Annotated in this window: 20 protein-coding genes; 14 read left to right on the plus strand and 6 right to left on the minus strand. The window is 32.3% G+C overall.

Going from position 1 to position 20,500, the window contains the following annotated elements; all coding sequences use genetic code 11:
- The 3 genes from DMZ43_RS07795 to DMZ43_RS07805 all read left to right on the plus strand — a co-directional run bounded on the left by DMZ43_RS07795 (nucleotide 1) and on the right by DMZ43_RS07805 (nucleotide 2,643).
- Nucleotides 1–459, plus strand: coding sequence for a low molecular weight protein-tyrosine-phosphatase (locus DMZ43_RS07795; RefSeq protein ID WP_238155793.1), 459 nt, complete (start codon nucleotides 1–3; stop codon nucleotides 457–459).
- Between the two features lie 61 nt (nucleotides 460–520).
- Nucleotides 521–1,924, plus strand: coding sequence for a PQQ-dependent sugar dehydrogenase (locus DMZ43_RS07800; RefSeq protein ID WP_131507176.1), 1,404 nt, complete (start codon nucleotides 521–523; stop codon nucleotides 1,922–1,924).
- Between the two features lie 2 nt (nucleotides 1,925–1,926).
- The gene (locus tag DMZ43_RS07805; protein WP_131507178.1) at nucleotides 1,927–2,643 is read left to right on the plus strand and encodes an SAM-dependent methyltransferase; all 717 of its coding nucleotides are present in this window, start codon (nucleotides 1,927–1,929) and stop codon (nucleotides 2,641–2,643) included.
- A gap of 7 nt (nucleotides 2,644–2,650) precedes the next feature.
- On the opposite strand, the gene DMZ43_RS07810 is transcribed toward DMZ43_RS07805, so the two are convergent.
- The 5 genes from DMZ43_RS07810 to dapF all read right to left on the minus strand — a co-directional run bounded on the left by DMZ43_RS07810 (nucleotide 2,651) and on the right by dapF (nucleotide 6,681).
- Nucleotides 2,651–3,322, minus strand: a complete 672-nt coding sequence (locus tag DMZ43_RS07810; protein WP_129760364.1) for a peptidoglycan-binding protein LysM — start codon at nucleotides 3,320–3,322, stop codon at nucleotides 2,651–2,653.
- Nucleotides 3,323–3,428: 106 nt separating this feature from the next.
- Nucleotides 3,429–4,334, minus strand: a complete 906-nt coding sequence (locus DMZ43_RS07815; RefSeq protein ID WP_131507180.1) for a DUF2279 domain-containing protein — start codon at nucleotides 4,332–4,334, stop codon at nucleotides 3,429–3,431.
- A 5-nt stretch (nucleotides 4,335–4,339) separates the two neighbouring features.
- The gene (gene mltG / locus DMZ43_RS07820) at nucleotides 4,340–5,383 is read right to left on the minus strand and encodes an endolytic transglycosylase MltG (RefSeq protein WP_131507182.1); all 1,044 of its coding nucleotides are present in this window, start codon (nucleotides 5,381–5,383) and stop codon (nucleotides 4,340–4,342) included.
- On the minus strand, nucleotides 5,384–5,908 hold the full coding sequence (locus DMZ43_RS07825; RefSeq protein ID WP_129760367.1) for a GNAT family N-acetyltransferase: 525 nt from the start codon (nucleotides 5,906–5,908) through the stop codon (nucleotides 5,384–5,386).
- Entirely contained in the window at nucleotides 5,905–6,681 is a 777-nt protein-coding gene (dapF, locus tag DMZ43_RS07830; protein ID WP_131507184.1) for a diaminopimelate epimerase, read from the minus strand. Before dapF ends, DMZ43_RS07825 begins: the two co-directional genes overlap by 4 nt.
- A gap of 160 nt (nucleotides 6,682–6,841) precedes the next feature.
- On the opposite strand from dapF, the gene DMZ43_RS07835 reads away from it, so the two are divergent.
- From DMZ43_RS07835 to DMZ43_RS07855, 5 genes are all read left to right on the plus strand, one after another.
- Nucleotides 6,842–8,254 (plus strand): trypsin-like peptidase domain-containing protein, encoded by a 1,413-nt coding sequence (locus DMZ43_RS07835; RefSeq protein ID WP_131507186.1) that lies wholly within the window; start codon nucleotides 6,842–6,844, stop codon nucleotides 8,252–8,254.
- A gap of 148 nt (nucleotides 8,255–8,402) precedes the next feature.
- Nucleotides 8,403–9,851, plus strand: a complete 1,449-nt coding sequence (locus tag DMZ43_RS07840) for a glyceraldehyde-3-phosphate dehydrogenase (RefSeq protein ID WP_131507188.1) — start codon at nucleotides 8,403–8,405, stop codon at nucleotides 9,849–9,851.
- Between the two features lie 146 nt (nucleotides 9,852–9,997).
- Nucleotides 9,998–10,606: a tRNA (guanine-N1)-methyltransferase gene (locus tag DMZ43_RS07845; protein ID WP_129760371.1), complete on the plus strand. Its 609-nt coding sequence runs from the start codon at nucleotides 9,998–10,000 to the stop codon at nucleotides 10,604–10,606.
- 197 nt (nucleotides 10,607–10,803) lie between these two features.
- The gene (locus DMZ43_RS07850; protein ID WP_131507190.1) at nucleotides 10,804–12,456 is read left to right on the plus strand and encodes an RNA-directed DNA polymerase; all 1,653 of its coding nucleotides are present in this window, start codon (nucleotides 10,804–10,806) and stop codon (nucleotides 12,454–12,456) included.
- Nucleotides 12,456–13,094: a hypothetical protein gene (locus tag DMZ43_RS07855; protein ID WP_131507192.1), complete on the plus strand. Its 639-nt coding sequence runs from the start codon at nucleotides 12,456–12,458 to the stop codon at nucleotides 13,092–13,094. Before DMZ43_RS07850 ends, DMZ43_RS07855 begins: the two co-directional genes overlap by 1 nt.
- Before the next feature lie 70 nt (nucleotides 13,095–13,164).
- Here the strand turns inward: DMZ43_RS07855 and DMZ43_RS07860 are convergent, their stop codons facing one another.
- Complete coding sequence (locus tag DMZ43_RS07860) at nucleotides 13,165–13,854, minus strand: hypothetical protein (protein ID WP_129760373.1); 690 nt, start codon at nucleotides 13,852–13,854, stop codon at nucleotides 13,165–13,167.
- A gap of 285 nt (nucleotides 13,855–14,139) precedes the next feature.
- Here DMZ43_RS07860 and trmD point away from each other — a divergent pair, with 285 nt between their 5' ends.
- The 6 genes from trmD (at nucleotide 14,140) to DMZ43_RS07890 (ending at nucleotide 20,435) form a co-directional block, all read left to right on the plus strand.
- Nucleotides 14,140–14,817 (plus strand): tRNA (guanosine(37)-N1)-methyltransferase TrmD, encoded by a 678-nt coding sequence (gene trmD, locus DMZ43_RS07865; protein ID WP_131507194.1) that lies wholly within the window; start codon nucleotides 14,140–14,142, stop codon nucleotides 14,815–14,817.
- A gap of 503 nt (nucleotides 14,818–15,320) precedes the next feature.
- A complete protein-coding gene (gene rplS, locus DMZ43_RS07870) occupies nucleotides 15,321–15,671 on the plus strand; it encodes a 50S ribosomal protein L19 (protein ID WP_129760375.1) in 351 nt (116 codons plus the stop codon).
- Between the two features lie 640 nt (nucleotides 15,672–16,311).
- Nucleotides 16,312–16,932, plus strand: a complete 621-nt coding sequence (locus tag DMZ43_RS07875) for a pentapeptide repeat-containing protein (RefSeq protein ID WP_238155794.1) — start codon at nucleotides 16,312–16,314, stop codon at nucleotides 16,930–16,932.
- A gap of 95 nt (nucleotides 16,933–17,027) precedes the next feature.
- A complete protein-coding gene (locus DMZ43_RS07880; RefSeq protein WP_131507195.1) occupies nucleotides 17,028–19,253 on the plus strand; it encodes an NADP-dependent isocitrate dehydrogenase in 2,226 nt (741 codons plus the stop codon).
- A 143-nt stretch (nucleotides 19,254–19,396) separates the two neighbouring features.
- Nucleotides 19,397–20,215, plus strand: coding sequence for an N-acetylmuramic acid 6-phosphate etherase (murQ, locus tag DMZ43_RS07885; protein ID WP_131507197.1), 819 nt, complete (start codon nucleotides 19,397–19,399; stop codon nucleotides 20,213–20,215).
- Nucleotides 20,205–20,435 carry a DUF6095 family protein gene (locus DMZ43_RS07890; RefSeq protein WP_238155795.1) on the plus strand — a complete coding sequence of 77 codons (231 nt, stop codon included), beginning with the start codon at nucleotides 20,205–20,207 and terminating at the stop codon, nucleotides 20,433–20,435. The genes murQ and DMZ43_RS07890 overlap by 11 nt, the downstream gene beginning before the upstream one ends.
- The last annotated feature ends 65 nt before the right edge of the window (nucleotides 20,436–20,500 follow it).

Here is a 20,500-nt window from a genome sequence, read left to right on the forward strand (position 1 = left end):
ATGGTAAGTATTCTAATGGTTTGCTTAGGTAATATTTGCCGCTCACCATTGGCTCATGGTATTTTAGAATCTAAGCTACCTTCAGACAAGTTTTATGTAGATTCGGCTGGTACCGCAAACTATCATGTTGGTGACAACCCAGACCATAGGTCTATTGCTGTAGCTAGAGCTAACGGAATTAACATTTCGCACCAACGCGGAAGACAGTTTAAAGTTTCTGACTTTGATACTTTTGACCATATTTTTGTGATGGATCAATCTAATTTCGAAAACGTAATTAAACTCGCTAGGAACACTCACGACATTTCTAAAGTAAAGCTTATTTTAGAAGTAGACCCTCACATCAAAGACAAACATGTTCCTGATCCTTACTATGGAACAATTAAAAATTTTGAGCGCGTATACTCTCTTCTTGACAATGCATGCAACATTATTTCTAAAAACCTGAATAACAATTAAATTCATTGATATTGTTAGATTTTTTGTATTTTGTTGCAACAAACTCCCTTAAATTAATACTATGAAAAAGTTAACCTCTCTAGTTATACTCTTTAGTTTTTCTATTGGGTTTGCTCAAGATATTGAGATTGAAACTTTTGCCACAGGACTTTCAAACCCTGTAAATATCAAGCATTCAGGCGATAATAGACTTTTTGTTGCAGAACGATCTGGTTATATCCAAATCATAAACCAAGAAGGCACAATTAACTCAACTCCTTTTTTAGATATTGACGTAAACGTTACTGATAATGGTGGTGAACAAGGACTTTTAGGATTAGCTTTTCATCCAAATTATGCATCGAACGGTTATTTTTATGTTAATTATATAAACAACGCAGGTGATACTGTAATCTCAAGATTCACAAGAAGCGATAGCAATACAGCAGACTCAAGTTCTGAGCTAATATTAATGACTATTTCTCAACCTTATATCAATCATAATGGTGGTGACATGGCGTTTGGAAATGATGGCTATTTATACATAGCGACAGGAGATGGAGGCTCAGGTGGTGATCCAGGAAATAGAGCTCAAGACCTCAGTACTTTATTAGGTAAAATGCTTCGAATAGATGTAGATAATACTAGTGGAGGAAACAACTATGCTATTCCTGCTACAAATCCTTTTGTTGGTGACGCAACTGCTCTTGACGAAATTTGGTCTTATGGACTGCGAAATCCTTGGAAGTTTTCTTTTGATAGTCTAACCAATGACATTTGGATTGCTGATGTTGGACAAAATGAGTACGAAGAAATAAATATGGTTACTCCTTCTGCATCTGCTTTAGGTGTTAATTATGGATGGCGTTGTTATGAAGGAAATTCTACCTATAACACAGCCGACTGTCCTCCTATGGCTGAAATGACTTTTCCGGTTGCTGAATATGGTCATACCTCATCTGGAGCCTTTAAATGCTCAATAACTGGTGGTTATATTTATAGAGGTTCAGCTCAACCTAATTTATATGGTGTTTACTTTTTTGCTGATTACTGCAGTAATGAAATAGGAATTTTAAGTAACAACGAAGGCACTTGGAGTTATACCTTTACTGAGCAATATTCAGGAAATGGATGGAGTTGTTTTGGAGAAGATGTTAATGGAGAATTATATGTTGCTGGATTGTCTTCTGGAACAATATATAAAATCATTGATGCTAATTTAAGTGTTGATGAGCATCAATTATCTGACATTAAATTATATCCTAATCCTGCAAACGAAAGTTTCACTATAGACCTATTACAATTTTATTCATCATTAAATTCTGTTCATTTATTTAACATGCAAGGTAAGCTTGTAAAGTCTGTTAATGAATTTGACAATCAGTTAACGACTATTTCTACAAAAGAATTATCAAACGGACTTTATCTAGTACAACTAGTTAATAATAATGGACAAACACAATTTAAAAAGCTCATTGTTAATTAAGAATGAACAATACTTACGGTAAATTATACCTTATACCTACACGTTTAGGAGACAACCCTCCACTTGAAGTTTTACCAATTTCAGTAAAGAAAATTATTGAAATGGTTGACGATTATATTGTTGAAAATCAAAAAACAGCTAGACATTTTATAAAACGAGTAAGCCCAAGAAAATCGCAGCCTTCGTTAAATATTAATGTATTAAATAAATACACTGAAGATTTTGAGATTTCAAACTTTTTAGATGCTTGTAAAGCAGGAAAACCCATGGGTTTGCTCTCTGAAGCTGGTTGTCCAGGAATTGCCGATCCTGGTGCTGAAATTGTGAAGCTTGCACACCAAAACAACATACAGGTTGTACCCTTGGTTGGACCTTCTTCTATTATTTTGGCATTAATGAGTTCTGGAATGAACGGACAAAATTTTGCTTTTAATGGCTACCTACCAATAGACAAAGCTGAAAGAAAGTCAGCTTTAAAACGACTTGAGAAGTTATCTTTTGAACAAAATCAAACACAACTCTTTATTGAAACTCCTTACAGAAACAATAAAATGCTAGAAGATATTTGTAGTTTGTTACACCAAAATACAAGAATATGTATTGCTTGTGATATTACATTACCTACTGAATATATAAAAACGCAAACCGTGAATGAGTGGAAAAAAACAAAGATTGACTTACATAAACGCCCGTCAATCTTTGCTATTCATAAAGATTAATTCTTTATTAAAGTACTGCTTTCGCTTTCTTGTTTGGTACAATATGCGATGTATCGTAACCAGAAAACTTCTTTAGGTAATGTCTAATTGAAGTTCCGTAAGCATCCTTAAAGTTATTAGAACCATAACTTCTTAAATACTTTTTTACACTTCCTGGACCTGCTAAATGCGCTGCAGCCAAAATACCAGATTCAGTAACATTAACACCTCCTATTGTTTTTCCAACAAAGCGATTAATGTCTTTACGTAATATCCATTTATTACGTTCAGCATTTGCTAAGAAAGCTTTTTCTTGTAATTCAGGATTGTATAAAAACTGATTAGGGTTATAAATACCTATCAATTTTAATGTTTCAGCACCAAATTGGTACTTTCCTAAATAACCAAGTGTGTTTACTCTAAAATAATTGCTTCCAGATTCTTTAAATCCAAGAGCTTCTTTAAAACCTACGTAAGATTTCCCTAAGTAAGGAAATTGAATGTCATTTGAAATAGGTGATACTGCACCTTTAGAGTCTTTTGCTAATAAAGCAATATCTTTAGATACTGTAAAATCTATTTCCAAACCCTCAGTAGAATAATTTGTTAAATCTACTTTAGTGTTTGAATACAACGCTAAAAAAATTAAAGCGCCAATTGCAAGAGGGATAACAAAAAAATTAGTTTTCTTTTTTATCATAATAGCTAATTTATTAAGTCCTTAATTCCCCAAAAATGGACCTAAAATTTCAGCGTGCAAAGATATAACTTTTTTTTAAAACCTGAAAATTAATCGTTTAACCGCTCTAAAAATAGATTCCATGGAGCTTTATGCCATTTTTATCGGTAAACTCCAATGCTGGAAATGGTACCTTAATAACATTAAAAACGTCAAATATCGTTCGTAAAAAACGAGAGTTCGTTTTAATTCTTGACAAATCTACATCTAAACTTAAATAGAATTGACGAATTCTATTTTGACTTATCATTGAGTTATTAACACTCTCATTTTCACCAGATAACATACCATCTCCTCCATAACCAATAGCTACATTAAGCCATTTGGGAAAATTACTATCCTTGAAAAACGAGTGTACATTAGCACTGAGCCAATAGGTTTGACCATTGTAGTCTTTTAAAAACTCTTCAAAAAAGCCATCTCCAAGTTTATCAGGACGTTGAGCAGCATATTTAGTTTGGTGGAAAGAATATTTTAAAACAATACGCTGTTCTTGCCAAAGTAATTCTTGGCCAACATACAAGCCTGTTCCTGTGGCATTAGCTATCATGTCTCCCCAAGAAAAACCCCATTCTTCAGAAAAACCATCCATAACCTCTACAGCTGTTAAAAAGGTAAAGCCTAAAGTAGAACCATAAATAAGCTGGTCTTTTTTACGTACACCACTCCAATTTAAAACATTAGCACCTACTCTTCCTAATTGATAAGATGTAAACACATGACCAAGTTTATCCATTTGCAACCACTCATTGTTATCATTTAATGTATGGAATTTTGAACGAGGATAATCGGCATACCAAAGTCTATCTAAACCAATAAGCGTTAGTCCTGCTAAAGAAGACTCAGCTATTACAACTGCATTACGTCTTGAAAGATTTAAACTATCACTAGGCTTTAAAAACGACTCAAATGTAGATTGCGAAAAAGATACTGATACAAGTAAAAAGGCTATATAACAGATTTTTTTTCGCATTAAAATTACCTATTTATTCCTTGAGCAGATAAATAACGCTGATACTCTCTAGCATTTACATTGTGCTGACTTAAGGTTTTAGCAAATTTATGAAACCCTAAGCGTTTAGCATCAGCAGCAAAATAAAGGTAATTGTGTTTTTCATAATTCAACACAGCATCAATTGCCGAAATATCTGGCATTGCGATAAGCCCTGGAGGTAATCCAGCATTCATGTATGTATTATAAGGTGACTCTATTTCTTTGTGAATATTCAATACACGTTTTATTACTGTATTTTTATATTGAGGCAATTGATAAGCTGCAAATTTTAATGTTGGGTCTGCTTGCAAAGGCATTCCTATTCGCAACCTATTCATATACACACCTGCAATACGAGGTTGCTCGCTAGCTTGCTTTGACTCTTCATATACAATAGACGCTAAAGCCATAACCTTATCTCTAGACATGTTTAATGCTTTAGCTTTCGCATTTCTACTGTCGTTCCAAAATCGGTTATATTCTTTTAACATTCGGTCTCTAAATTCTTCAGCTGAAGTATTCCAGAAAAACTCATAGCTATTTGGAATATACATCCCTAAAGCTGTTTGTTTTGAAAAACCGCTTTTTTCATAAAATGTTTCAGAAGTCATAGTTTCAATTAAAGACAAACTATCTGCTTCTATTTGGTTTGCAATTCTACCTGCAAGTTTTTCTAATGTTTCCTGATTATTAAAAGATACTTTAATTGGGATATTATTACTTCTAATCGAATTGATAATATCGTTATTACTCATTCCTTTTTTAATTTCATACCTACCAGCTTTTATATTAGCTGTGTATTTTTTTTGCTTTGCTAACGCATCAAAAGCATCAATATCCAATAACAATGGTTCCAATTGTGCTCTTACTTCGTTATAGTCGGCTCCTGTAGGAATAAACACATAGGCATTTTCATTATTAAAACTTGTATTAGGCTTAAACATTGCACTATACACAAAATACGCGAAGTAAGCAGCTACTGCTAGACCTATAAGAGCAATTGCCCAAAGAATTTTCTTTATATACATTTAAATTGAAATACGTTGTAATAAATATTCGTTTTTATAAGAACCATTAGTATAGGTCCAATCTTTTTTTAGTCCTATTTTTTGAAACCCATGACTTTCAAACAAATTAAGGCTTGCAGTATTTTCTTCTGAAATATTGCAATATAATTGATGCACATCTAGATGTTTTACACAGTAATCTATAAGCAATCCTAAAGCTTCACTAGCAAACCCTTTTTGTCTATCCTCAGGATTTTTAATTAAAATACCAACACCAACTCTTTTATTTCTGAAATCAAAATCAAAAAGATCAATGAGTCCTAAAGCGTCATCATTATAACTAGAAATGACTAGTCGTAATTGTTTGACTTCAAAAATATCTTTGTGCGCATTTTCTAAATACTGTTTTATTAAAAATTTGGAATATGGTGTAATGGTACTGCTTATTTCCCAAATGGATTCATCATTTTCTACCTGATGGATAAATTCCAAATCCTCTAGCTCGAGTGCTCTTAAATAAATATGCTTTCCTTTTAGAGTTATCATTCAAAAGTCCCTTTATAAACCAAAGTGGCTGGTCCAATAAGCCATACATTTTTATACGCGCCATTTTCAACAGTAAAAGACACCTTAAGATCTCCTCCTTTTGTCTTTAATGTCACTAGATTTTTTTCGGTTTCTCCAATATAATGCATCGCCAAAGCTACAGCAGTCACTCCTGTTCCGCAAGACAATGTTTCGTCTTCTACTCCACGTTCATAAGTTCTTACAGCAAAAGTATCTTCTGAAATTTTTTCAACAAAATTTACGTTACTTCCTGCTTTACCATATAAATTACCATATCTAATAGCTGAGCCATTTGTTTTGACATCAAAATGTTCTAAGTCATTAACCATTTCTATATGATGAGGCGAACCAGTATCCAAAAACACATAGTCTTGCTGTTTATTAACTTTTAAAACATCTTGCATTTGAAGACTCACAACACCTTGCTCAATAACAGCATGATGTAACCCATCAATAGCTATAAAAGTAGCTTTATCATTAACAACACCTAGTTGCTTTGCAAAAGCTGACAAACAACGACCGCCATTACCACACATAGAGCTTTCGTTACCATCGGCATTGTAATACACCATTTTAAAATCATAATCAGGATGATTTTCAAGCAGTATCAGTCCGTCAGCACCTATGCCAAAACGTCTGTCACACAAAAAAGCAATGTGTTTGGTATTGTTTTTGTCGAAGTGTAATGAACGGTTATCGATCATTACAAAATCGTTTCCTGTACCTTGATATTTATAGAAATTAAGTTTCATAAGCGGTACAAATATAGGAATAAAACATTGGTTTTTGCAGTGTTAAATACGCGTTAAATGCGACGTTAAAAATCGTTAAATTGAAACTGTTAATTCAATAAATAGTTAATTTTAATCGTTAAATAATTATCAAATCATAACCCAAAACCTAATAAAACAAATGAAAAAGATTTTAACCTTAGTTTTAGTTTCAGTATTAGGTGGAATTATAACATTATCCGCCTACAAGCTATTTTTAGAACAAGACAACAGTGCTTTGGCATCTACCACAAATAATAATGAGCAGGTATCTTTTCTGCCCACAAACAATACTGTAACAAGTGCTTATAATATTTCAAATATTCCTGATTTTGTCGATGCAGCCGAAAAAACAGTACACGCAGTGGTACACGTTAAAAACACAACTATTGTAAAAGGACCGACTTCATTTGAAGATTTATTCTACGGAAGAAACTCTCAGCGTGCTCAAGTAGGAACAGGTAGTGGTGTTATTATTTCTCCTGATGGATATATTATAACCAACAATCATGTTATTAATGGCGCAAATCAAATATCTATTACTTCTAACGACAATAAAATTTATGATGCTAAATTGATTGGTAGTGATGAAAAAACAGATATCGCACTTCTAAAGATTGATACCGATGAAGAACTTCCTTTTGTAACTTTTGGAGATTCTGATCAAGCTAAAATTGGCGAATGGGTTTTAGCAGTTGGTAACCCTTTTAATCTTACTTCTACTGTTACTGCAGGAATTATCAGTGCAAAGTCAAGAGATTTAACAGGTCAAAACCATCAGTCATTTATTCAAACTGATGCTGCTGTAAATCCAGGAAACTCTGGTGGTGCTTTGGTAAATGCTAATGGTGATTTGGTAGGAATAAATACTGCTATTTCATCGCAAACAGGATCTTACATTGGATATTCTTTTGCTGTACCAAGTAACATTGCCAGAAAAGTGGTTGAAGATATTATGGAGTATGGTGATGTTCAAAATGGAATTTTAGGAGTAACTGGTGGATCATTAAATAGTAAATATGCCGAAGAATTAGGTGTTGCTACTACTGAAGGATTTTATGTAAATAGTGTTGAAGAAGACTCTGGTGCTGATTTGGCAGGAATACAAAGTGGTGACGTTATTAAAAAACTAGACGATATTAAAATTTCTAAGTTTTCTGACCTAAAAGGATATTTGAGCACCAAACGTCCTGATGATGTTGTAAACGTAACATTATTAAGAGACAACGACACTAAAATTGTTCCTGTAACTTTAATAAGGAATCAAACCTTACAACTTCCTATTATTGGGTTGGTTAAAAATGCCAAAGAGAAAGACTTAAGAAAACTAGATGCTCAAAATGGTGTTAAAATTTCGTCGTTAGACAAAACGTATGAGCGTTTTTGGAAAAAGAATGGAATTGAAGAAGGAAGTATTGTTACAGCTATAAACGATAAATCTGTAAACAGTATTGATGAAGTAAAACATGCACTTGAAAATAAATCAAGTAATGACCCATTAAAGTTTGAAATTATCAACAAAAATGGAAAAAAAGAGAGCTTCTATTGGAAGTAAACTCATTTTGATAACAATAACTCAAAATCACCCTTTAACAACTTAATAGTTAAAGGGTTTTTTATTTGTTAAAATAGTTTACGAAAACGTTTGAAATATATTACTTTTGCAAAAAATTTCATTTTAACAACACACTAAACATTATAAAATGAGTCTTACAAAAACTTATGAAAGTGAATTGGCTTTTCAAGCAGATCGTAGAAGAGCAACTGTAGAATTTATCAAAATTGTTAGCGACCTTTGGTATGATAAATCCATAGAGCTAGTTTTGTTCAGAAATCAATTAATTGACAGAAATGTTAGCGAGATTTTGAACTTACACGAATATGCTGGCGAGTTTGTACAAAAACCAATTTCTATTTTCGACTCTGTTGAAATCGCTCAGGCTATTAAAACATTAGACCTTCCTCCTGCTAAACTAGACATAGGAAAATTAACCTATGAGTTTCACCTAGAAGATCAAAAATACAGTAATGCAACTGCATTTGTAGCCAACAAACTTAAAGATGCTAGTAAAAACAACTCTATTGAACCTAAAGATGTTGTGCTTTATGGTTTTGGTAGAATTGGTCGTTTGGTAGCTAGAGAGCTAATGACCAGAACAGGAAAAGGAAGTCAATTACGTTTAAGAGCTATTGTTACAAGAGGTGCAATAGACCAAACTGTTTTAGAAAAAAGAGCATCTTTATTACGTAACGACTCTGTTCATGGTGATTTCCCAGGAACTGTTGTTGCCGATGTAAAAAACAGCGCTTTAATTATAAATGGCACAACTGTAAATATCATTTCAGCAAATGCACCAGAAGATATCGACTATACCAAATACGGAATTGATAAAGCCTTAGTAATTGACAATACTGGAGCCTTTAGAGACTATGAAGCTTTAAGCAGACATTTAAAATCAAAAGGTGTTGACAAAGTATTACTTACTGCTCCTGGTAAAGGTGTTCCAAATATTGTTCATGGTGTTAATCATCTTGAAAACAATCCTGACAACATCAATATCTTTTCAGCAGCATCTTGTACTACAAACGCAATTACACCTGTATTAAAAGCTGTTGAAGACACTTTTGGAGTAAAAACTGGTCATTTAGAAACTATCCACGCGTATACCAACGATCAAAATTTAGTTGATAATTTCCATAAAAAATACCGTCGTGGTCGTGCAGCAGCACTTAACATGGTAATTACCGAAACTGGAGCAGGAAGCGCAGTTTCTAAAGCATTACCATCTTTAGAAGGAAAATTAACTTCTAACGCAATTAGAGTTCCTGTACCAAATGGCTCTTTAGCAATTTTGAATTTGGAATTAGAGAAATCAACATCTGTTGAAGGTATCAATACCATTATGAAAAAGTATGCGCTTGAAGGTGACCTGGTAGAACAAATTAAATATGAAATGAGCGACGAGTTGGTATCTAGCGATATCGTTGGTAGCTCAGCACCTTCAATCTATGATAGTAAAGCAACCATTGTTAGAAAAGATGGTAAAAATGTGATACTATATATATGGTATGATAATGAGTATGGTTATAGCCATCAGGTGATTAGGTTAGCAAAATATATTGCAAAAGTAAGACGCTACACCTATTATTAATAGACTAAAACGTCCAAAACATAAAACCGTTCGTATATAAAATAGCCTCACAAAATGTGAGGCTATTTGCTTAAAAAATAATCAAAAACAAATAGAAATTGCTATATTGTTCAAAATTAACCACAGCTAAAAACAGCCTAACCAAAATGAAATATTTTAAAACCCTTTTTCTTACAACACTTTGCATATTATCCTTTACAACCCTAATTGCTCAGGAAACTACCGAAGAAGACAAATTATCATTAAACGAAGGGAGTATTGACAATCAATTTGAATTCGTTATACAACGCTCAAACAATTATCAAGAGTATAAAGTTGTAAAAAAGAACTGGTTATATACACTTAAAGCACACACATTAGACTCGCTTAAAGCCATACACAAGGATTTGGCAGATACACAAGCTATAGTAGACAAACAAGCCTTAGAAATTACTGAGCTTAAAAGCAATCTTACAAATACCAAAGACACATTAGACAAAACCAATCTTGAAAAAGATAGTATGGCATTGTTTGGAATGCAAATGAGCAAAGGAGGCTACAATGTACTTATGTGGAGTATTATTGGAGGATTATTTGCACTGTTGCTACTCTTTATCTACAAGTTTAAAAACAGTAATGCTATTACCAAGCAAGCTAAAAAATCGTTAGCTGAAACCGAAGAAGAATTTGAAGAACACCGCAGAACCGCTTTAGAAAGAGAGCAAAAAGTAAGACGCCAACTTCAAGATGAAATTAATAAACAAAAAGGCATATAATGATTTGCTTTTTTTAGACGAATACAAATCCGTAAAGTTTTTTACGGATTTTTTTATTTGTAAAATGAACCCTAAATAGCTCTCTAACTTGATTTTATAAAATAAAAAACCGAACTTCGTTTAACTGTCGAGATAAATTATTAAAACCATACATATCTATATTATTTTACACAATTTAAAAAACATTTGTACTAAAAATGAAAATAAGCACTTTTAAAAACTGTTTTAGTCAATCCTCTCTAAGACTATCTTGGGAAAGAGTAATCTCAAGTTTAGGTGCAGATGCCAAAGATTATTTTGGAATTGGTGTGTTCAGTAGGAATACAGATATAGTATTAAAGGAATTAAGCAAACTTATCTTATCTGGAAATTATCAGCCAAAAAGACCTTTCAAATACTTTGAGCCCAAAAAAAGTGGAACACAAAGAACTAAGACTGTTTTAGATATTGAAGATGCTTTAGTTTTTCAAGCAATCTCAAATCACATTGCCGAACTGGAATATTCAAATTTAAATGAAACTAGTAGTTGTGTTTTCGGTAGTGTATTAAATAAAGAAGTTTCTAAAGGAATTAAACTTTTAGATGAAGAACCTGAAAACTATTATTTTTTTGAATTTTACGTAGAGCCGTATAATCGATTCATAAATAGTATCAATGAAATACTTGAAAATGGTCAAGTCACTCACATTCTTGAAACCGATATAACTGGATTTTTTGATACAATTCCACATTCAACAATTCTACTTGAGTTAAAAAACAGAAGGATTGATTCAAAAATATTAGACCTCTTTGCCAAGTGTTTAAATGTATGGTCAGGAACTAGAGATTCTGCAACATTTGGTGTTGGAATACCTCAAGGTCCTGCTGGTTCATTCTTAATCGCTAATATTATTTTAGACAGTCTTGATAGGTTAGCAATAAAACAAGGTCTTAATTATTATAGATTTATGGATGATATTCGAATTTATGGGAAGTCACGAAATGAATTAATAAAAAATCTAGTAGAAATTGACCGCCATTTAAAATCTAAATCATTGTGTTTAAATTCAGAAAAGACACAAATTGAATTAATTGACGAACATAATTCAGGTAAAGAAAAAGTTTTAGATGATTATGGAATAAGTGTTGAAAATAATAATAAAGAAGAAGTCAGTCGAGAAATTCTAGAACAGAATAACACACAATTTGGAGAAGAAAAAGAAAATTTTGAAACATTAAATCCCAAAGAATATATTCCTCTTTACAAAGATGCCTTAGAAGAATATGAGAAAAAACTCAAAAAGTTCTTCAAGAAAATGGAGGATGAAGACCTATGGTTAATTGATACATCTGAAATGCGAGATTTCCTGACAAACTCTCAAAAATGGAGAACTATTGTTCGAGTATTAAAAGATGAAGTAGACTATAAACCAAGTAATTCAATGATTGATATTTGGCTTTTTGGTATAAGAGCTTTCAATTGGAAAACAAACAATTTTGTATGGAATCTACAACTTTACGAAAACCTAACTGATTACTATGATAGCATCTTCTCTATTTTTAATGAAACCGATGAATATGAATGGGTTCAATATCAAATTTTATCAATCTTTAAAGAGGCTGTTTATTTAAATCTTGACAATAAACAACAATTTTTACAAGCCATACCAAAGACAGAAAGTCCTCTTGTAAGATTAGGATATTTTAAAATTCTATTGCAAACAATTAAAACTGACACAAGGTTTTTTCAATCAGTAGCAGAACTAATAAAAGAAGAAAAAAATTCCTATGTTAAGAATTCCGTTCTAGATTCAATAAATAGAAGTCAATTGAAAATACCAATTGAAACTCTTAAAAACTGGTTTTTATAATGGGCTATATTGAAGAACTTGAAGAACTGTCTAAAATGAATATGCAAAACGAGGAATATAATTACGCTCAGCGTATTATTATGCTTGATATTATTCAAAAAGAAATTTTAGAAGCTAAAGCATCGGATGATTACTTCATTCGTTTTTTTGAGGATGTAGTTAATGATGATATAGGTTTTGATTTCAAATCAGCATTATCCGAAGATGCATATAATTCTGCTAGCGAAGAAGCTGAGGCTTGTATACAAGTTTTTCCAAGAATGTCAGAAATGAAAGCAAATCGTTCTGTTCTTTCTTGGATTGTTACAGCATTAAAATACACAGACCAATTAGTTCTACACTACATTCAAGAGATATTAGAAACCATTCCAGTAAAAGACCCAGACCACGGAATTGAGCGTTCGATGTATATACAAATTAACAATGGTGATTATTCTGCACAAGTTGCAGGTAATCTTTTAAACAACCTATACGAACAAAGAAATAAACTCGAACATAGATATGGAAAAGACCCGAAAAATGAAAGAAAAAAGATTCTCATAAAACCAGATTTCAAAAAAGCTAAACAATTAATTCATAGCAATTTCCCAAGAGCTTTAAAATCATTTAGAAAGGCTTACAAAGAACATTATGAATAAAAAACCAACCACAACAATGGCTATAAGTAATTGCTTGTTCTCGCTTACTTCTAAAAATAATCTAAAAGATTTAAGATATTTTAATTTTTAAATACTTTGTTTCAGATATATACTCTAATAATGCATAAATAAACAATGCAATTCCTAGCATTTCCAATAACTCCTCAATGGTATAGAAAAAGCAGTACCAAAAATTAGAAACACCATATAGCTCATCAAAATATCCTGAAACCGCTTCAAAAACAATAGCTCCTGTTATAAAAATGAGTCCTGATACAACAAATAACTTTTTGGTTTCAATTGGCAATCTATTAAACCATTTTATATAAAAAACAGCTATTATTAAAAACAATATGGCATAAGGTATGTACCAAGAGTAGTATAAGAGCCCTGTAGTTTGTAATAAATTATGTGTCGGGTTCCATAAATATTCATGTATTCTTGTAAACTCGTCAACTGCTAAAAACAAAAACACAAAAGATAACCCTAACCAATCGATATATTTAAGGTTCCTTTTCTTATTTCGCATTGCAATAATTAAAAGCAACAAACTAGCTATTGATATAGCTAACGTCGAGTAAAATGTTGGTAGGTTTTCTTCTAAATCAAAATCAAAAAAGACGATTATAATTTCAACTATTCGAGGTTTGGGAAAATCACTGAATTTTAAAAAATTAACAATTATATTACCAATTAATAATAAAAAAATAACAATTAATAACTTCTTAAAAAAAAACTCAGGTTTTATTTTAAACTTCATAACGCTACACTTTAAAGTCCTTCTACAAGCATTAATTTATATGCTTTCACTTCATTTATCACTAAAACAATATTTGCTTTTTTATTCTGAATCCTCAAAAACACCGACAAAAAGCACGTTTTTTTGTTTAAAAGATATTTTTTTAACAAAAATTATTGCAAAACATCAATATTAGACCCATACAGCATCTATAAATTATTGAATCCATACTATTTATAATTGAAGTTGATTACCTCTTAAAAACATAATCTAATTAAACCTATCTTTGCAGCCAATACTTAAAACATGCGCATAGATATTATAACCGTTTTACCTGAGCTATTAAGTAGTCCGTTTGAAGCCTCTATACTTAAACGAGCTATTGATGCTAACTTGGTAGAAGTTCATTTTCATAACCTTAGAGATTACACAACCGATAATTACAAGTCTGTAGACGACTATCAGTTTGGTGGTGGAGCAGGAATGGTCATGATGATTGAACCTATTGACAAATGTATTTCTGGTTTACAAGCACAACGCAAGTATGATGAAATTATTTATATGACACCAGATGGTGAACGCTTAAACCAAGGTATTGCTAACCAACTGTCCTTACACGAAAACATTATTATATTATGTGGTCATTATAAAGGTGTTGATCAACGCGTACGTGATAAGTTTATTACCAAAGAAATTTCAATTGGCGATTATGTGTTATCTGGTGGCGAATTAGGAGCTGCTGTACTATGCGATGCTGTAATACGTTTAATTCCTGGTGTATTGGGTAATGAAACCTCTGCCCTAACCGATTCGTTTCAGGATAATCTTTTAGCACCTCCAATATATACTAGACCTCGTGAGTATAAAGGTATGCAAGTACCTGAAATTTTGTTTAGTGGTAATTTCCCTGAAATTGAAAAATGGCGCGAAGAACAAGCTTATAAACGTACACAAGAGCGCAGACCTGATTTATTGGATGATTAAAAGTGGGAGCTATACTTGAGTTTTTTGTTGAAATCATTTTTGGAGGCATAATTGTTCATGTTATAGGATTGTATACTCGTTATTATTTTTTCAAATTAATAAGAAAAAACAAAGGTCTTAAGTACTTATCTGGTGATAAAGTAATTAACGACAAGATAAATTCAGTGCAACAACCTTTTTACAATGCTATAGTTGGGATAATTACATTTTGTGCACTTAGCTTTAGTATTGCATATATGGTTTTTAGCTAATTGTGTAATCGTGTTAAGGATAGAAATGATATCCTTTTTACGTCAGTCAAGGCTTGACGAAGACTCGTAAAAAGATATAATGGATAGCCTGACCAAGACAAGTGTTTACACTTTGGCTTGGGAACACCAAAAAATTATTAATTATTAATTGTACGTTAGTATTTATTAATTATCTTTGCAGCCAATTTCAGATTAACCTCTGGCGAGATCCGTGAATGTTGGTTTGAATCAACCATTTTAAAATTAAACAAAATGAATTCTTTAGTAAAATTTGTACAAGACGAATTTGTAACAAGAAAAGACTTACCTGAATTTGGTGCAGGTGATACAATTACTGTATACTACGAAATTAAAGAAGGTAGTAAAACACGTACTCAGTTTTTTAAAGGTGTAGTATTACAACGTAAAGGATCTGGTACTTCTGAAACATTTACCATTAGAAAAATGTCTGGAACAATTGGTGTAGAGCGTATTTTCCCAATTAACTTACCAGCACTTCAAAAAATTGAAGTTAACAAAAGAGGTAAAGTTAGACGTGCAAGAATTTACTACTTTAGAGGTCTTACTGGTAAAAAAGCAAGAATTAAAGAAGTTAGAAAATAAGCACTTCAAACCATATAATAATAAAGCCTTGATACTCTCAAGGCTTTTTTTATTAACTATTGTTAATAACTTCGGTTCATAAATGGTTGATATCTAATGGTCTAAAAAATTTGCAATTTTCATTTCTTGACCTATATTAGCTAAACGATTAAACAACAACCTAGAGTTGGTCACCATAAAAAAGGTGTTAATGTTAAAGTCGGAATAAAGTAACGTTCTTTATAAAATTGTTTTTTGAGGTTTTGAAACAGCATGTGTATGCATGATTAAGTTGAAAAACCATGAAGCTTTTAAAAGTACTGTATGCTTAGGCAGACAAAAACTAGAAAAGTGGAAAGTACTCGAAGGTAACAGGAACGAAAGCGAATGTTAAGATAGGTGCAATGTTTTGAAAAGTAAGTAACGTGAAAGCGAAGTTTAACAGACAAAACATCAAGAAAAACAATTAAACTGAAACATTGAATAACAAGTCAATACATTTTGAAAGTTATAGAGATGTTTCATTGATACTGTGAAACTTGAATTGAAAAAGACGATTGTGAATGTAAATTCCAATACGGCTGATTTAGCAGAAGTGTTAATTAGATCACGTAGTAACAGTTTCAGAGAAAGCCATGTCAAGGTAGTTAGCTACAATGATATGGCTTTTGTTTTTTTAACACCTATATTTGATGTTTTAAACAATAATATGAACCTACCACTACTCTTAGACAAAACATTTAGCACTAAAAACTACACTAAAACTTTTTTACCAAAAGCTGAATATGACAACTGCTCATTTATAGATTGTGATTTTTCTAATGCTGATGTTTCAAATATTAGTTTCCTAGAGTGTGAATTTATTGATTGTAACTTTAGTAATGCTAACATAAAACACACTACTTTCAATAATGTAAAGTTCAACAATTGTAAACTTTTAGGGCTTCACTTTCATGATTGTAATGATTTTTTATTGTCCTTTACATTCAATTCCTGTAGTTTAAATCTAGCTTCATTTACAAATCTAAATATCAAAGACACTCCTTTTTTAAACTGTAATTTACAGCAAGTAGATTTTACAAAAACCAATATTTCTAAAGCAACCTTTACGGATTGTGATCTTAAAAATGCTGTTTTTGAAAACACCAACCTTGAAAAAGCCGACTTAAGGTCGGCAATTAACTACAGCATCAATCCAGAAATTAATAATATTAATCAGGCAAAATTTTCAAAAGAGCAAATTTTTGGGCTTTTAAACACATACAATATCATAATTGAATAATTGCCTATAAACTACAAGGGATAGCCACTTGAAATTATTATATTTGCAAGATTTTAAAAATACAAAGTTCATAAATAGATAAAATTTAACAACAAATGACAAAATCTTCTACTATATTTTATACAAAAACAGATGAAGCTCCAGCGTTGGCAACTCAATCTTTTTTACCAATTGTAAAAGCATTTACAAAATCGTCTGGAATTACTATAGAAACTAAAGATATCTCATTAGCAGGAAGAATTTTAGCAACCTTCCCTGACTTTTTAAAAGAAGACCAAAAAGTAGAAGACGCCTTAGCTAAACTAGGTGAACTTGTTAAATTACCTGAAACAAATATTATAAAATTACCTAATATTAGTGCTTCAATTCCGCAATTAATAGCTGCAATTAAAGAGCTTCAAGAAAGAGGTTACAATGTACCTAACTATCCTGAAGATCCTCAAAATGACGAAGAAAAAGCTATCAAAGCACGATATGACAAAATTAAAGGTAGTGCTGTAAACCCTGTGTTACGTGAAGGTAACTCAGACAGACGTGCACCTAAAGCGGTAAAAAACTACGCTAAGAAAAATCCGCACTCAATGGGAGCTTGGAGTTCAGACTCTAAAACTCACGTTGCTACAATGACTGAAGGAGATTTTGCTCACAACGAAAAATCACTTACACTAGATAACGATACTAGCATAAAAATTGTTCATACAGACCAAAATGGTAATGAAACCATTTTAAAAGATAGTTTCCCAATTTTAAAAGGTGAAATCATTGATGGTACTGTAATGCACAAAAAAGCATTATTAAACTTTTTACAAGAACAAGTTAAAGACGCCAAAGCGCAAGGAGTACTTTTTTCATTACACATGAAAGCTACAATGATGAAGGTATCTGACCCTATTATTTTTGGTCATGCAGTAAGAGTATTTTTTGCTAATGTGTATGAAAAATATGGTGATATTCTTGAAGAAATTGGTGTAGAAGAAAATAACGGATTTGGTAACCTTGTGTCTAAATTAGAAAAATTACCAGCCGACAAAAAAGCTTTAATCGAAGCTGAAATTAACGAAGCTTTCAATAATGGTCCTGCAGTAGCTATGGTAAATAGCGATAAAGGTATTACCAACCTACATGTACCAAGCGATGTTATTATTGACGCTTCAATGCCTGCAATGATACGTACTTCAGGTCAAATGTGGAATGCCGAAGGAAAACAACAAGATACTAAAGCTGTAATTCCTGATAGTAGTTATGCTGGTATTTACACAGCTACAATCGATTTTTGTAAACAACATGGTGCTTTTGACCCAACAACAATGGGAACAGTTCCTAACGTTGGTTTAATGGCTCAAAAAGCTGAAGAATATGGATCGCATGACAAAACGTTTGAAATTACTTCTAACGGAACAGTAAAAGTTGTTGATGCATCAGGAAACACATTAATGGAGCACACAGTTGAAGCTGGTGATATTTGGAGAATGTGTCAAACTAAAGATTTACCAATTCAAGACTGGGTTAAACTTGCAGTAACAAGAGCAAGAGCATCACAAACTCCAGCAGTATTCTGGTTAAACGAAAATCGTGCTCACGATGCAGAGTTAATCAAAAAAGTTAACCAATATTTACCACAACACGATACTTCTGGATTAGACCTAAGAATTTTAGACCCAATTGCAGCAACGCAATTCACACTAGAACGTATTAAGGAAGGAAAAGACACCATTTCAGTAACAGGAAACGTATTAAGAGACTACCTTACAGACCTTTTCCCAATATTAGAAGTAGGTACAAGTGCAAAAATGCTATCTATCGTACCATTAATGAATGGTGGTGGTTTATTCGAAACTGGTGCTGGTGGATCAGCTCCAAAACACGTACAACAACTACTAGAAGAAAACCATTTACGTTGGGATTCTCTAGGTGAATTCTTAGCCTTAGCGGTTTCTTTAGAGCATTTAAGCGAAACTTTCAACAATAAGAAAGCTCAAGTTTTAGCTGACACTTTAGATGAAGCAACCGGAAAACTATTAGAAAACGGTAAAGGACCTTCAAGAAAATGTGGCGAGTTAGACAATCGTGGGAGTCACTTCTACCTATCAATGTATTGGGCTCAAGCTTTGGCTAACCAGTCAAACGACAGCGAACTAAAAACTATGTTCTCACCAGTAGCTAAAGCACTTACCGAAAACGAAACCAAAATTGTTGACGAGTTAAATGCAGTTCAAGGTCAAATAACAAACATTGGAGGCTATTACCTAACCGAAGACGACATCGAAAGCAAAGTAATGCGACCAAGCAGCACTTTCAACAATATTATAAACTCAATTTAATATAAGAGCTCCTTTAATTAGGAGCTTTTTTATTTTTAGGACGTTACCCTTCGGGTCATGCTGTCCGTTATATCTTTTTTGTAAAACAAAAAAGGATGCCACTACCATCATTAACGCAGCAAAAAAATCATTATTTTTGAGCTATGGACTTTACAAAAACCACAGAGCAAGATTCCAATTACAATCATCTAGAAAAGATGACAGTAAACCAGTTATTGACTAACATCAACAACGAAGACAAAACAGTCCCAATGGCTGTTGAAAAAGCAATTCCTCAAATTGAAGCACTCGTAAAAGTAATAGTTGAAAAATTAAAAAATGGAGGTCGATTATTTTACATAGGAGCTGGCACAAGTGGCAGACTTGGAATTGTTGACGCGTCAGAATGTCCGCCAACATTTGGTGTCTCACACAATTTAGTTATAGGTTTAATTGCAGGAGGAGATACAGCAATAAGAAAAGCGGTAGAATTCGCCGAAGACTCAAAAGACCAAGCATGGAAAGACTTAAAGGAATATGAAGTCTCTAAAAAAGATGTAGTCGTTGGTATTGCAGCATCTGGTACAACGCCTTATGTTATTGGTGGTTTAGAAAAATGTAATGAAGAAGGTATCGCAACTGGATGCATAACCTGTAATTATAAAAGCCCATTATCACTTACAGCTCAATTTCCTATAGAAGTCATTGTAGGTCCAGAGTTTGTTACAGGAAGCTCAAGAATGAAAGCAGGAACAGCCCAAAAACTTGTTTTAAACATGATTACAACAACCACTATGATTCAACTTGGCCATGTTAAAGGAAACAAAATGGTAGATATGCAATTGAGCAACAATAAGCTAGTTGATAGAGGTACAAAAATGATAATGAGCGAACTTAACATTCAACAAGAGGAAGCACAACACTTACTAAATAAACATAAAAGTGTACGCTTAGCTATTCAAAACTATAAGCATGGGAACTAAACGAACAAATAAAGAAGTTTTAATACAAGGCCTAAAAAAAATGGGACTCTCTTTATTGTGTATGTTCCTTGGTCCTACTCTAATTTACATCGCATTTAGCAATCAAGAAAAACCACTCTATATTCCTATTTTAATTATTGGATGTTTAATCTGTGGGTTAGCTATCTTTTTTGCTTTTAAAGGCTTAAAAACTATTCTAGATAGTATGTTTAATAATTAGTAATTATACTATAATTTATTCTTAACAAATCTCACCTATCTTAAGCTTTATAAAACAAAAAAAAA

It is taken from the genome of Meridianimaribacter sp. CL38, assembly GCF_004328055.1.
Classification (GTDB): Bacteria; Bacteroidota; Bacteroidia; order Flavobacteriales; family Flavobacteriaceae; genus Gaetbulibacter_B; species Gaetbulibacter_B jejuensis.

Excerpts from the sequence above, each read along its gene's own strand:
- DMZ43_RS07795 (WP_238155793.1), top strand. The coding sequence starts at position 1 with ATGGTAAGTATTCTAATGGTTTGCTTAGGTAATATTTGCCGCTCACCA.
- DMZ43_RS07800 (WP_131507176.1), top strand. The coding sequence starts at position 521 with ATGAAAAAGTTAACCTCTCTAGTTATACTCTTTAGTTTTTCTATTGGG.
- DMZ43_RS07805 (WP_131507178.1), top strand. The coding sequence starts at position 1,927 with ATGAACAATACTTACGGTAAATTATACCTTATACCTACACGTTTAGGA.
- DMZ43_RS07810 (WP_129760364.1), bottom strand. The coding sequence starts at position 3,322 with ATGATAAAAAAGAAAACTAATTTTTTTGTTATCCCTCTTGCAATTGGC.
- DMZ43_RS07815 (WP_131507180.1), bottom strand. The coding sequence starts at position 4,334 with ATGCGAAAAAAAATCTGTTATATAGCCTTTTTACTTGTATCAGTATCT.
- mltG (WP_131507182.1), bottom strand. The coding sequence starts at position 5,383 with ATGTATATAAAGAAAATTCTTTGGGCAATTGCTCTTATAGGTCTAGCA.
- DMZ43_RS07825 (WP_129760367.1), bottom strand. The coding sequence starts at position 5,908 with ATGATAACTCTAAAAGGAAAGCATATTTATTTAAGAGCACTCGAGCTA.
- dapF (WP_131507184.1), bottom strand. The coding sequence starts at position 6,681 with ATGAAACTTAATTTCTATAAATATCAAGGTACAGGAAACGATTTTGTA.
- DMZ43_RS07835 (WP_131507186.1), top strand. The coding sequence starts at position 6,842 with ATGAAAAAGATTTTAACCTTAGTTTTAGTTTCAGTATTAGGTGGAATT.
- DMZ43_RS07840 (WP_131507188.1), top strand. The coding sequence starts at position 8,403 with ATGAGTCTTACAAAAACTTATGAAAGTGAATTGGCTTTTCAAGCAGAT.
- DMZ43_RS07845 (WP_129760371.1), top strand. The coding sequence starts at position 9,998 with ATGAAATATTTTAAAACCCTTTTTCTTACAACACTTTGCATATTATCC.
- DMZ43_RS07850 (WP_131507190.1), top strand. The coding sequence starts at position 10,804 with ATGAAAATAAGCACTTTTAAAAACTGTTTTAGTCAATCCTCTCTAAGA.
- DMZ43_RS07855 (WP_131507192.1), top strand. The coding sequence starts at position 12,456 with ATGGGCTATATTGAAGAACTTGAAGAACTGTCTAAAATGAATATGCAA.
- DMZ43_RS07860 (WP_129760373.1), bottom strand. The coding sequence starts at position 13,854 with ATGAAGTTTAAAATAAAACCTGAGTTTTTTTTTAAGAAGTTATTAATT.
- trmD (WP_131507194.1), top strand. The coding sequence starts at position 14,140 with ATGCGCATAGATATTATAACCGTTTTACCTGAGCTATTAAGTAGTCCG.
- rplS (WP_129760375.1), top strand. The coding sequence starts at position 15,321 with ATGAATTCTTTAGTAAAATTTGTACAAGACGAATTTGTAACAAGAAAA.
- DMZ43_RS07875 (WP_238155794.1), top strand. The coding sequence starts at position 16,312 with ATGGCTTTTGTTTTTTTAACACCTATATTTGATGTTTTAAACAATAAT.
- DMZ43_RS07880 (WP_131507195.1), top strand. The coding sequence starts at position 17,028 with ATGACAAAATCTTCTACTATATTTTATACAAAAACAGATGAAGCTCCA.
- murQ (WP_131507197.1), top strand. The coding sequence starts at position 19,397 with ATGGACTTTACAAAAACCACAGAGCAAGATTCCAATTACAATCATCTA.
- DMZ43_RS07890 (WP_238155795.1), top strand. The coding sequence starts at position 20,205 with ATGGGAACTAAACGAACAAATAAAGAAGTTTTAATACAAGGCCTAAAA.